General features: G+C 64.2%; 13 protein-coding genes. 9 read left to right on the forward strand and 4 right to left on the reverse strand.

The window, feature by feature from the left end:
• The first annotated feature begins 322 nt into the window (after nucleotides 1-322).
• Nucleotides 323-2,296, forward strand: coding sequence for a hypothetical protein (locus L0976_RS16775; protein ID WP_234188401.1), 1,974 nt, complete (start codon nucleotides 323-325; stop codon nucleotides 2,294-2,296).
• Between the two features lie 249 nt (nucleotides 2,297-2,545).
• On the opposite strand, the gene pcaF is transcribed toward L0976_RS16775, so the two are convergent.
• Genes pcaF through L0976_RS16790 form a run of 3 tightly spaced genes read right to left on the reverse strand, consistent with a single transcriptional unit; the run spans nucleotide 2,546 to nucleotide 5,153 of the window.
• On the reverse strand, nucleotides 2,546-3,751 hold the full coding sequence (pcaF, locus tag L0976_RS16780; protein ID WP_234188402.1) for a 3-oxoadipyl-CoA thiolase: 1,206 nt from the start codon (nucleotides 3,749-3,751) through the stop codon (nucleotides 2,546-2,548).
• An 8-nt stretch (nucleotides 3,752-3,759) separates the two neighbouring features.
• On the reverse strand, nucleotides 3,760-4,449 hold the full coding sequence (locus L0976_RS16785) for a CoA transferase subunit B (protein ID WP_234188403.1): 690 nt from the start codon (nucleotides 4,447-4,449) through the stop codon (nucleotides 3,760-3,762).
• A complete protein-coding gene (locus L0976_RS16790) occupies nucleotides 4,446-5,153 on the reverse strand; it encodes a 3-oxoacid CoA-transferase subunit A (protein WP_203316481.1) in 708 nt (235 codons plus the stop codon). Before L0976_RS16790 ends, L0976_RS16785 begins: the two co-directional genes overlap by 4 nt.
• Before the next feature lie 169 nt (nucleotides 5,154-5,322).
• Here L0976_RS16790 and L0976_RS16795 point away from each other — a divergent pair, with 169 nt between their 5' ends.
• The 8 genes from L0976_RS16795 to L0976_RS16830 all read left to right on the forward strand — a co-directional run bounded on the left by L0976_RS16795 (nucleotide 5,323) and on the right by L0976_RS16830 (nucleotide 11,739).
• Nucleotides 5,323-6,078, forward strand: coding sequence for an IclR family transcriptional regulator (locus tag L0976_RS16795; RefSeq protein WP_234188404.1), 756 nt, complete (start codon nucleotides 5,323-5,325; stop codon nucleotides 6,076-6,078).
• A gap of 348 nt (nucleotides 6,079-6,426) precedes the next feature.
• The gene (locus L0976_RS16800; RefSeq protein ID WP_234188405.1) at nucleotides 6,427-6,807 is read left to right on the forward strand and encodes a hypothetical protein; all 381 of its coding nucleotides are present in this window, start codon (nucleotides 6,427-6,429) and stop codon (nucleotides 6,805-6,807) included.
• Complete coding sequence (locus tag L0976_RS16805) at nucleotides 6,800-7,669, forward strand: dioxygenase (RefSeq protein WP_234188406.1); 870 nt, start codon at nucleotides 6,800-6,802, stop codon at nucleotides 7,667-7,669. The genes L0976_RS16800 and L0976_RS16805 overlap by 8 nt, the downstream gene beginning before the upstream one ends.
• 72 nt (nucleotides 7,670-7,741) lie before the next feature.
• The gene (locus L0976_RS16810; RefSeq protein WP_233290642.1) at nucleotides 7,742-8,920 is read left to right on the forward strand and encodes a muconate/chloromuconate family cycloisomerase; all 1,179 of its coding nucleotides are present in this window, start codon (nucleotides 7,742-7,744) and stop codon (nucleotides 8,918-8,920) included.
• A gap of 11 nt (nucleotides 8,921-8,931) precedes the next feature.
• Nucleotides 8,932-9,327: a hypothetical protein gene (locus L0976_RS16815; protein WP_234188407.1), complete on the forward strand. Its 396-nt coding sequence runs from the start codon at nucleotides 8,932-8,934 to the stop codon at nucleotides 9,325-9,327.
• A complete protein-coding gene (locus L0976_RS16820) occupies nucleotides 9,324-10,193 on the forward strand; it encodes an alpha/beta fold hydrolase (protein ID WP_234188408.1) in 870 nt (289 codons plus the stop codon). The genes L0976_RS16815 and L0976_RS16820 overlap by 4 nt, the downstream gene beginning before the upstream one ends.
• A 6-nt stretch (nucleotides 10,194-10,199) precedes the next feature.
• A complete protein-coding gene (locus L0976_RS16825; protein WP_255696016.1) occupies nucleotides 10,200-11,090 on the forward strand; it encodes a LysR family transcriptional regulator in 891 nt (296 codons plus the stop codon).
• 199 nt (nucleotides 11,091-11,289) lie between these two features.
• On the forward strand, nucleotides 11,290-11,739 hold the full coding sequence (locus tag L0976_RS16830) for a MarR family winged helix-turn-helix transcriptional regulator (protein WP_233290644.1): 450 nt from the start codon (nucleotides 11,290-11,292) through the stop codon (nucleotides 11,737-11,739).
• 11 nt (nucleotides 11,740-11,750) lie between these two features.
• Here the strand turns inward: L0976_RS16830 and L0976_RS16835 are convergent, their stop codons facing one another.
• Nucleotides 11,751-12,260: a flavin reductase family protein gene (locus L0976_RS16835; RefSeq protein ID WP_203316488.1), complete on the reverse strand. Its 510-nt coding sequence runs from the start codon at nucleotides 12,258-12,260 to the stop codon at nucleotides 11,751-11,753.
• Nucleotides 12,261-12,264 lie beyond the last annotated feature (4 nt).

The following is a 12,264-nucleotide window of genomic DNA, read 5'->3' on the forward strand; positions in this document are numbered from 1 at the left end:
TCCTCCTGCCCCGGCGCAGGTTCTAGATGTTCCTCTCACCGACCACGGTGGGGCGATCAGGCGGCCTGGTGTGCCAGCAGCACCGCCATCGCCCTCCACTCGCTGTCCGCGCCGGCCCCGGAACAGGCATCGGAAGCATGATGAAACCCCACGACAGTCACCGTTTCCACATGCAACGATCATCACGCATCGGTCGCGGTATTTTACGGCCCTTCAAAATGAAAGGGATGCGCGCATGATAGGCTGCTCAAGTCACTTGCCGGCGAGAATTTACAGCGGATCATGCCGTTTCGCATTGTCCCTGCGGGACACAAGAGCGCGAATGCGGCATGCAGTTGGTATTGTTTTTTTACTGGGCGCCGGCCTGACCGGAGTTGCGGTTGCCGAGCCGCAATTTGCCGGGCACTGGACGGGCACCTATCGCTGCCAGGGCCAGCCTGAGGCGAAGATGGCGCTGGAAATCGCCCCTTCGGAACGCCCGCTGCACGAAGGCGTGTTCACCTTCGACGCGGCCGGGGTCAAGGGCAGCTATACCGTTACAGGACGCGCGCAGTCCAATGGGCAGTTCACAATCGTGGCCAGGACCTGGGTTGACCAACCGGAAGGGTTCAGGGCATTGGGGCTGCGCGGACGGATCGGCAGTGACGGGCAATCGATGGATGGCTCGCTGCAGGGCTGCCCAAATGGAAACTTCGTGGCCACGCGTCTGCCGTCAGCAGGCAAGGTGGCATCCCAGGTACAGCCGATGCGCTTGCCGGAAGGCGACGCGACGCCTCCGGTATCGTTTGGCGGAGCCATCGGTGGTGCGTTGGCAGAAGCCACCTCTGCCGAAGCGCAATGTCGCGCGTTGGCCGGCTGGTACGCCCCGGCCGTCGGGCCGCGCAGATTCGACGGCATGCCTTCGCACCAGATCATCGAGGCCATTGCTCCGCTGTTTGTTGACGAAACGTTCGAACCGGTCTTCGGAATACCCGTCACGCTTCTCGACGAGACAGAAAGCCGGGCGGTTGGCCACTTCATCAAACAGACCTGCTATGGCACCTTGGGTATGGAGCCTTACCGCAACGTTTTTTCCGATGCGTTCCGTTCGCCCGCCTATGTGGGACGCATTACCGCTATCCATGAGCGCCAGGCTGAAGCTGCACGATGGGCCGCCGCGACACGTGAAGAACTGGCCGGCATTCGCATTGCCGGCGCCGATGCGCTTGAGAAGCTACGTGTGGTCGATGCCGGCATCGCTCGCTCGCGCCTGCCGGACGAAGCGACCGCGCCGTTGCGCGCCGAAGCAGCCGCCTTGCGCGTCGAACTTGAGACCGCCGCCCGAAATGCGAAGACCGCGAGCCTCATCGCAGATCTGCGCAACGTGGGCGAAAATCTTGACCAAGGTCATCTCGGCACGGCGCTGCGCGTCGCCGACCAGGCCCGGGCCTCTGACCTTGCACCCGAGCAGATCACGCAAGTTGTCGATGCAGCGCGGCATAAGGCCGCTGCAATCCTGGAACCAAGGCTGATCGCCGCTGCCGGGCTGGCTACGGACCTTCCGGCCAGTCTCGACGGGTTGAAACAGGCGCGCGCAGCCCTGCGTCCCTTCGAGCAGTATCGTGCCAGCATGGACAAAACGTTCGGCTCCATCGACCCCGACGGCACTTTGGCACCGCTTTATCGCCGAATTCGCGACTTGGAGTCCGACCCGGCGGTACTTGCCGAACTGCAAACGGCGCTTTCCGAAGCAGCGCAGGGCGAACGCCCGCGCGAGGCGGTCGAGACGCTTGGCGCGCAAGTGTCCGGTCCCAACGGATGGAGCGCCGGCACCGGGGCTCTGGTTAGCGCCGCGCGCGATCAGGCGGAAATAGCCGCCGTCTTGGTCGAAGATCGTTCGACGAACCCGGACCCGGCAGAACCGACGGCACGTGAGATCGCGGCCTTTGCCCTTCAGCGCGTACGCGCTGCGTCGGCGCGGATGGCGGATATGGAAAGCGCGTGCACCTCTGGCCGCATCACCGATCCCGTGGCTGCGATGGCCTGCCTGGCGAATCCGGCTGTCTGGACCGGCCAGACGGGGTCGGGCGCAACGCTGCTTCGTGTCACCAAGCTTGGCTGCGTGCCAGAGCATGCCCAAGCACAATATCGTTGTACCTTCGTGCAGGAAATCCGCATTGATATCGCTGGTGGAGAAGCATTTGCCGCTGGCCGTTGGAGCGATCTTTCGCAGCAACTCTCTAGCGGCGAGGCCGTCGACGCGCGCTTCATCCGCGCCCCCTCCGGTTGGAGCATCGTCTGGGGCGACTTGCGCTAGCTGCTGGCGATCGTCTGGAACGGATGAATGATTGGGCGCCGGCCAGTTCGCAAACCCAAGCCATGCTCCTCTGATTTTTTTGCACTCTCATCAACAAGTGCAGAGATAGGTCAGGTTCCGGCGGCATGGAAGGCCCACCAAATGGCAAGCCTTCTCGATCCTATTCAGCGAAGCTGCGTATCTTTTGGTCCAATCATATTCTTTTTCTGCAATCGGATTTCGAACGAAACCACAACTGATTAGACGTGGTCAAACCCGCTCAAGCGCCACCGCGATGCCTTGGCCGACGCCGATGCACATGGTGGAGAGCGAGCGCTTCCCGCCCTTGAGTTGCAGTTCCAGCGCTGCCGTGCCGGTGATGCGGGCGCCGGACATGCCGAGCGGATGGCCGAGTGCGATGGCGCCGCCGTTCGGGTTGACGTTTTCCGCATCGTCGGCGATGCCGAGTTCGCGCAGCGTCGCAAGGCCCTGCGAGGCAAAGGCCTCGTTGAGTTCGATCACGTCGAAATCGGCGGGCTTCAGGCCGAGACGGGCGCACAGGCGCTGCGTGGCGTGGACCGGGCCGATGCCCATGATGCGCGGCGGAACGCCCGCCATGGCACCGCCGAGGATACGGGCGATGGGGGTCAGGCCGTATTTCTTCACCGCCGCTTCCGAGGCGATGACGAGGGCGGCCGCGCCATCATTGACGCCGGAGGCATTGCCGGCCGTCACGGTGCCGCCTTCCTTGCGGAAGGGCGTCGGCAGTCTCGCGAGCGCTTCCAGCGATGTCGCACGCGGATGCTCATCTCTCTCGACCACGACGGAATCGCCCTTCTTCTGAAGAATGGTGACGGGCGTGATCTCCTTGGCCAGCCGACCGCTCGCCTGTGCCGACGCGGCCTTCGCCTGCGAGCGTACCGCGAAGGCATCCTGGTCCGCACGCGAGACCTTGAAATCCTCGGCGACGTTCTCGCCGGTCTCCGGCATGGAATCGACGCCGTACTGCTTTTTCATCAGCGGATTGACGAAGCGCCAGCCGATGGTCGTGTCGTGGATCTCGGCATGGCGCGAAAAGGCCGTCTCCGCCTTGGGCATCACGAAGGGCGCCCTGCTCATGCTCTCGACACCGCCGGCGACGACCAGTTCCGCCTCACCCGCCTTGATGGCCCGGGCGGCGGCGATGACGGCATCCATGCCGGACCCGCACAGCCGGTTGATCGTCGTGCCGGAAACGGCGACCGGCAGACCGGCGAGAAGCGACGACATGCGCGCGACATTGCGGTTGTCCTCTCCCGCCTGGTTGGCGCAGCCGAAGATGACGTCGTCGATGGCTTCCCAGTCGATGCCGGCATTGCGCGCCATCAGCGCCTTCAAGGGGATGGCGCCGAGATCGTCGGCACGGACGGAGGCGAGCGCGCCGCCGAAGCGGCCGATGGGCGTGCGGGTATAATCGCAGATATAGGCTTCGGACATGGTTTTCCTCACAGTTCCGGCACGACGAGATCGGCGACCGGGCCTTCGACATGCAGCTTCGCCCCGGTCATCGCCTGCAGGTCCTCGACCGTCATGCCGGCGAGCTTCTCGCGCAGCACGAAACGACCATCGCAGACGTCGACGACGGCGTGACTCGTATAGATCCGGGTGATGCAGCCGACGCCGGTGAGCGGGAAGGTGCAGCGCTCAACCAGCTTCGGCTCGCCGTTCTTGGTGACGTGCTCGGTGATGACGACCACCTCCCTGGCGCCGTGCACGAGATCCATCGCCCCGCCGACGGCCGGCACGCCCCTGGAGCCGACGCGCCAGTTGGCGAGGTCGCCATTTTCCGCCACCTGGTAGGCGCCGAGGATGGCGACGTCGAGATGGCCGCCGCGCACCATGGCGAAGCTATCGGCATGGTGGAAGAAGGCGGAGCCCGGCTTCAGCGTGACCGCCTTCTTGCCGGCATTGATCAGGTCCCAGTCCTCCTCGCCCGGCGGCGGGGCCTCGCCGAAATCGAGGATGCCGTTCTCCGTGTGGAAGATCGCCGCGCGTCCCTCGGGCTGGTAGCGCGCCACCATCTCGGGAAAGCCGATGCCGAGGTTCACATAGGCGCCGTCGGCGATGTCCTGCGCCGCGCGCCAGGCGATCTGGGCGTTGGAAAGCTTGATGTCCTCATGCGTATCGACGGTCATGCGTAGGCCACTCCTGCGCGGATGAGATCTTCTTCCTGCCTGGGATCTGCGACTTCGACGACATGGTCGACGAAGATGCCGGGGGTGACGACGTGTTCCGGGTCGATGCCGCCCGGCCGCACCAGCCTGGAGACCTGCACGATGGTCGTTGCCGCCGCCATGCACATCAGCGGGCTGAAATTGCGGGCAGCCTTGTTGTAGGTAAGGTTGCCGCCGGTATCGCCGACATGCGCCTTGACCAGCGCGAAATCCGCCTTCAGCCAGCGTTCCTGCACATACATGCGGCCATCGAACTCGGCCGTCGGCTTGCCCTTGGCCAACTCCGTACCGTAGCTCGTCGGGGTGTAGAAGGCGGGGATGCCGGCGCCGCCGGCGCGGATCCGCTCGGCGAGCGTGCCCTGCGGCACCAGTTCCAGCTCGATCTCGCCGGCAAGATAACGGTCCGTGAAGGCGCGCGGATCGGTCGAGCGGGGGAAGGAGCAGATCATCTTCCTGACCAGTCCCGCGTCGATCATCGCGGCGATGCCGATGCGGCCGTTGCCCGCATTGTTGTTGATGACGGTGAGGTTCCTTGGCCCCTTGTCGATGAGGGCGTGGATCAGCTCGATCGGCGCGCCCGACCCGCCGAAGCCGCCGATCATCACCGTCGCCCCGTCGCCGATGCCGGCCACGGCCTCCGCCACGCTCGAGATGGTCTTGTCCATGCAAATCTCCCGTTTCCGGCGGGAAGGTACGGCGGAAGGGGAAAAGCGGCAATGCCGTTTGTGCGTTATTTGATTTTTGTTCAATTATCGCACAAACTGGCGATGCAGCCGGGACGACACAGCAGGGATATCGCAGCGCGCCAGACGCTGAACGGCAATGGAGACGAGGATGCGGGAAACGGATTTCATCGGCGGATTCGCCAAGGGGCTCAGGGTCATCGAGGCCTTCGGCGAGGTGAGGCCGAGGCTCACCATCACGGATGTCTCGGCGCAAACCGGCCTCGACCGGGCGGCGGCGCGGCGCTGCCTGCTGACGCTCGCCGAACTGGGCTATGCCGCCTATGACGGCAAGTTCTTCGAACTGACGCCGAAGATCCTGCGGCTCGGCCATGCCTATCTTTCGGCAACGCCGCTGCCCCGGCTCGTGCAGCCCTATCTCGACCAGCTCTGCGAAAGGATCGGGCAGAGCGCATCGGCCTCCGTGCTCGACGGGGCGGAAATCGTCTATGTGGCGCGCGCCGCACAGAAACGCATCATGTCGATCAACCTGACGGCCGGCTCGCGCCTGCCGGCCTATTGCGCCTCGATGGGCCGCGTTCTGCTCGCCGCCCTTCCCGAAGCGGAAGCGCGCGCCATCATCGAGGCCTCCGACCGCAAGGCGAACACGCCCTTCACCAGGACGGAGCCGGATGCATTGGTGGACGAGCTTTCCCGCGTGCGCCGGCAGGGCTATGCGCTCATCGACCAGGAACTGGAAATCGGCCTGCGCTCCATCGCCGTACCGCTTGTGAACGCCCGCGGCCGCGTGGTCGCGGCGCTGAACATCGGCGCACCGGCCGCCCATGCGGCGGCCGACGATATGGTCGAATGCTACCTGCCGGCCATGCGAGAGGTGCAAGCCTCATTGCGGCAGGTGCTGGCGTGATCTCCGTTAAGGCCACGACCAAAGCAGCTTAACTCCAGCACCTCGATGCCGAGATTCTCGCAGTTGCCGGCATAATTGTGCTCGCAGCGCACTGGCGGCCGCCGCATTCCTTACCCATGGCAGCTTCAGGAATTTTACCGGTCGAGCGCGGCATAGCCGTTCGAAGCGGTCGAGATAGGGACGCAAGCCCTCTCCCTTTCATGCCGGCACACCAATCGGAGATGAAGCGCGCCTGATGGGTATCATGCGATACCGTCACGGGTATCGCAGCCGGCCGGAGGGAGCGCTACGTTTGGCTATCGACGGTGCCGGAGGAGGTGCCGCCGGTTGCCGGCATGGGAGGAGACCATGGATCATGACCACCATCGTGCAACCCGCATCCACAGCCGGGAGCGGTTGAGGCTTTCGGCCTGCACCGTCACCATCGGCGCCTTCGACGGCGTGCATGGCGGCCACCGGGCGCTGATCCGCGCCGCTGTCGACAGCGCGCTCCCGCGAGGCGTTTCCTCTGTCGCCTACACGTTCGATCCGCCGCCCAAGGCGCTGGTCTGTGGTGCCACAGCGCGGACCTCGACGGAGGAGAAGGTCGCCCGGATCGGGGCGTCCGGGGTCGATCCCATCGTCGTCGCGCAAGGCACCGGCCGGCCTGCCGCAGATCGAAACCCAGTTCATGTGGTGATGGCCCCGGCCTCGCCCGCCCACGCATTCAAAGGAGGAGAAAATGCGTAACGTAACCAAGGACAACATCTCTGACGTCGTCATCGCGGCGCTGTCGAAGGACATTCCGGCGCGCAACCGCGAAATTCTGGAAAGCCTGATCCGCCACATCCATGCCTTTTGCATCGAGGCGAAGGTCACCCATGCCGAACTGATCGAGGCCTGTCAGTTCCTCGTGCGCGCCGGTCATATCTCGGATGATGCGCGCAACGAGTTCATCCTGCTTTCCGATATCCTCGGCGTCGAGGTGCTGGTCGACATGCTCGACCATGCCGTGACCGACGGCGAGAGCGAATCCACGGTGCTCGGCCCGTTCTACCGCGAGAACCCGCCGGTGCTGCCGAAGGGTGCCTCTATCGTGCAGAAGAATTTCGAAGGTTCCGAGACGGTGCGCGTGCGCGGCATCGTGCGCGATACGGAGGGACAGCCGATCAAGGATGTGATCGTCGATGTCTGGGAGGACGCGCCGAACGGTCTTTACGAGCAGCAGGACCCGGATCAGCCGGACTACAACCTGCGCGGCCGCTTCATGACGGACGAGAACGGCGAATACGAATTCGTCGGCATCCGCCCGGTGCCCTACCCGATCCCCTATGACGGCGCGGCCGGCGAGCTTCTGAACTACATGGGGCACCATCCGTGGCGGCCGGGCCATATCCACTTCATGCTGAAGAAGGATGGCTATCAGGGCCTTGTCTCGCAGATCTACGACGCCGACACCGAGTATCTCGACAACGATGCCGTGTTCGCCGTCAAGCAAAGCCTCATCGGCAAGATGCAAACCGCTGGCGCCGGAGCCGATACCGACCTCCTCATGACCTTCGACTTCAAGCTGAAACCTCTCGCCAGCGCCATGGCGGTCGCCGCCGAATAACACGCAGTCCCACGCATACCAGCCCGCCGGGGCAGCATCCCCGGCGGGTCCTTTCTGAAGAGGCAAATGGAAATGGCATTCGCTATCGCAGCCCCCCTCACAGGTCAGGATCGACCCGCCGACAGTCCGCTCGACACCCGGATACGGTCGATCACGGCTGCGATCATCGAGGCGCCGACCGTGCGTCGCCACAAGCTCTCAAACACGGAGATCGCCTATCAGGGCTTCGTGCTCGTGCGGGTCCTTCTCGAGAACGGCATCACGGGCATCGGCGAGGCTTCGACCCTCGGGGGTCCGCGCTGGGCGGAGGAGAGCGTCGAATCCATCCATGCCGCCATCGAGATCTATCTCGCGCCGGCCCTTGCAGGTCAGGATGCCATGCTGTTCGAGGCCAATGCCTTGCGCATGGGCAAGGCGGCGACCCGCAATTTCGCGGCCAAGGCCGCAGTCGAATCCGCGCTGTTCGATGCCGTGGGGCACACGCTCGGCGTGCCCGCCAGCACGCTGCTCGGCGGCAAGGTGCGTGACCGCATCGGCGTCATCTGGGCGCTGGCTTCCGGCGATGCCGGACAGGAGCTGGAAGAGGCGCGCGAGAAGCTGCGCCTGCGCCAGCACCGGGATTTCAAGATCAAGCTCGGCTTCAATACCCCCGATGCAGACCTGCGACGCCTGCGGCACCTGCGCGCCGGGCTCGGCGACGATGTGAAACTGATCGTCGACGTCAACCAGGGCTGGACGGAAGCGCAGTGCATCCGCCTCTTCCCGGCGCTTGAGGAACTGGGGGTCGCCCTTGTCGAGCAGCCGGTGCCTGCCGCCCAGCGCGAGGCCATGGCACGGGTCGCGGCCCGGACCCGCATTCCACTTCTCATCGACGAGGCGGCCTTCACCAACACGGAGCTTGCCAGCACGGCCGCGCTGGCTTGCGGCAGCGTCTATTCCCTGAAGCTGGTCAAGAGCGGCGGACTTCTGGAGCTCAAGCGCGCGGCCGGCATCGCGCAGGCCTTCGGCATCGAGCTTTATGGCGGGTGCCTGCTGGAAAGCAGCATCGGCGCGGCCGCGCACATGGCCGTGTTCTCGACCCTGCCGAAGCTCGAATGGGGCAGCGAGCATTTCGGGCCGCGCATCCTCGTCGATGATCTCGCCGCCACCCCGCTGGACTTCGAGGAGTTCGAGATTCGCGTCCCGGCCGGCCCCGGTCTCGGCATTGCGCTCGACGAGGACAAGGTGCGCTTCATGACGCGCAAATCGTGAGGCAGACGACCATGCCGACCACACAAGCCGATCACCGCGCCCGCCTCGACGGCATGGCGGAAAGACTGGGTGCCACGCCTCATCTCCTGCGCCTCGGGTGCCTGTTCAACGAGACCGTGCTGATCGAGATCGACGGGCGGGAATTCTACCTGTCCTTCGAGAAGGGAAGGGTCATCGAGATCAAGGAGGGACCGAGCAAGAAACTGCCCTGGCGGTTCGCGCTGCGGGTAAGCGGCGCAGCGCTGGAGGCGTTCTGGCAGCCGATGCCGACGCCCGGCTACCACGACATTTTCGGTCTGGTGAAATACGGGCATGGCCGCATTGACGGCGATATCCTGACACTTGTGAAGAACCTTCGCTATTTCAAGGAATTCATGGCGTTGGGGCGCCGGGAGGCACTGGCATGACATCCCCGATCGAACCCATCGTCGGCCGCTATGTCCGACTGAGCGTCGACGGCACGCCGCATCGTATCTATTTCGAGGAGGCTGGGAACGGCCGCCCGGTCGTCTGCCTGCACACGGCCGGCGCGGATACGCGGCAATGGCGTTTCGTCCTGAACGATCCCGCCTTCACGCAGTCCCATCGCTTTCTCGCCTTCGACATGCCCTGGCACGGCAAGTCGCTGCCGCCGGAGGGTTTCGAGACCGCGGAATATCTCCTGACGACGCAGGCCTATCTTGCGACCGTGCTCGCCTTCTGCGATGCGCTCGGGCTCGACAGGCCGATCCTTGCCGGCTGTTCCATGGGCGGGCGGATCGCGCTGCAACTGGCCGCGCTGCACCCGGAGCGCTTTTCCGGTTTCATTGCCATCGAGGCCTCCGACTTCCAGGCGGCCTGGTACGATATCGACTGGTTCCACCGGCCTGATGCCCATGGCGGCGAGATGGGCGCGGCGCTCGTTTCGGCCAATATCGCGCCCCAAGCGCCGCAGGCCGAGCGCTGGAACACCCAGTGGATGTTCATGCAGTCAGGGCCAGGCGTGTTCCGCGGCGATCTCAGTTTCTACACGCGCGACGACAGCCTCGTCGCCAGGCTTGGCTCCATCGATACGCGGCGCACGCCTGTTCATATCATGTGCGGCGAATACGACATGACCTGCACGCCGGAGGACGCCAAACGCACGGCCGACGCAATCGACGGCGCGACGCTTGTGATCATGAAGGAACTCGGCCATTTTCCGATGAGCGAGAACCCGGCGGCCTTCCGGCCCTATTTCGAGAAGGCGTTGGAGCGCATGGCCCTCCATCATGGAGTTCTGACGGATGCCTGACATAGCATGATGGATTTCAAGCGGCTGAGCTATTTCCTGGCGGTGGCGGAGGAGCTGCATTTCGGGCGGGCTTCCGCCCGCCTCGGCATCGCTCAGCCGCCGCTCAGCCGCCAGATCGCGCAGTTCGAAAAGGAGATCGGCGCGACCCTTTTCGACCGCAGCCGCAGCCAGATCCGGCTGACGCAGGCCGGCGAACTGCTTCTGGAACGGGCGCGCGAGATCCTGGAACGCGTCGACCAGACCGAACGCGAGGTGATGCGCATCGGCCAGGGCGTCGCCGGCCGGTTGCGCATTGCCTTTGTCGGCACCGCCACGTTCGGCGTGCTGCCCAATGTCATCAAGACGTTTCGCGCCGCTCATCCGGATATCGAGCTTGCCCTGTCGGCCATGAACAATGCCGAGCTGAAGCGGGCGCTCATCCAGCGCGAGATCGATATTGCGGTGGCACGGCCTTCCATCGAGGACATCGAACTTAAATCCCAGACGCTGATCGAGGAGCCGCTCGCCCTCGCCATGCCGGACAGTTATGCGGGCATGCAGAGCCCGGTAAAGCTGAGCGACCTCAAGGATGCCACCTTTGTCCTGTTTCCGCGCCGCCCCCGACCGAGCTATGCAGACGACGTGCTCGATATCTGCAAGCGCAATGGGTTCGTCCCGTCATCGCAGTTGATGGCGCAGGATTTCCTGACGGCCATCAGCCTCGTTTCGGTCGGCGCCGGCGTTTGCGTCGTGCCGCAATCCGTCGCGCATAACGAACGCCCGGGCGTCATCTATCGTGATTTCGATGGCGAAAATCCCGGAACGAAACTTTCGCTGAACTATCGGCGCGACAACCGGTCCCCGCACGTCTTCGGCTTTCTTGCCCTTGCCGGCAAGATGGCCCATCTCGTTGGTTAAAAACCACCGAGACGGCAAAATGGCTCGTTGCGGCTGCTTTTTTGTCTCTTGACCGCCTTTCCGAACGAACGTAGGCAGGGTTACATCACGAGTTACGTGTATTTTCACTTATTCGTGTGCTTCCATACCGTAAGCGAGTTTCCGAGAGAGGGCTCGCATGAACCGGACGACACAAACGAGAGAAATAATTGGGACGGTCGTGACCGCAACGCAAACGAGCCCTTTCCTGAAGCGGAACTGGCCCTTCTACTGGGTCAGCCGCGTCAACGGTCGTTACACCCAGGCGCTGGACAGGCGTCTGAAGCCCATCGGGATCGACGTGCCGCGCTGGCGGGTGCTGATATCGTTGCACGAGGACAATTATCTCTCGATCTCCGATATTTCGGACTTTTCCACCATGCGCCTCAACACGACCACCAAGGTCGTGCAGCGCATGATCGGCGACGGGCTGGTGGTGACGCGGGTTTGCCCGACGGATGCCCGCGTGACCGAGGTCTGCCTCACCCCGGAGGGAGACCGTCTGAGAGCGCTGGCCATGGAGGAAGCGCGCGGGATCTTCGAATTGAGCTTCCAGAGCATCAGCGATGACGAGATGGCCACCCTGAATGGCCTTCTCGAACGCGTGTTCGATCAGCTCAGGCGCCTGTGACGCCGCCGCCGTCACTTCGCCGCCGCGGCGTTGAGATGGTGGAAGTTCCGGCCGAACCAGATGAGCACATCGGGCTGCGTCGAAAACAGGCGCACATCCTCGACCTCGCAGGTCAGCACGGAGTGCGAGCCGACCGCGCGCGTATCGACGATGCGGCAATCGAAGGCGACCTCCGCATCCTCCAGGAGCGGCGCGCCGGTCTTTGATGTGACCCAGTTGTGCGAGGCAAACCGGTCGACGGGCCCCTTGGCGGCGAAGCGGGCGGACAGCTCTTGATGGCGTCCGCCGAGCACGTTGACCGCGAGTACACCGTTGGCCACGAAGAGATCGTGGCAGCGGATGTTGCGATTGACGCAGACGATCAGCGTGGGCGGGCTGTCGGTGACGGACACGACGGCCGAAGCGGTCATGCCCTGTCGTCCGGCGACACCATCCGATGTCAGAAGGGTCACGGCCGCGCCGAGACGGCTCATGCCTTCGCGGAATGCCAGGGCTGCCTCGCTGGGTGCATTATGGGTCATGTCG

Source organism: Shinella sp. NM-101, from assembly GCF_021401195.1.
GTDB lineage: Bacteria > Pseudomonadota > Alphaproteobacteria > Rhizobiales > Rhizobiaceae > Shinella.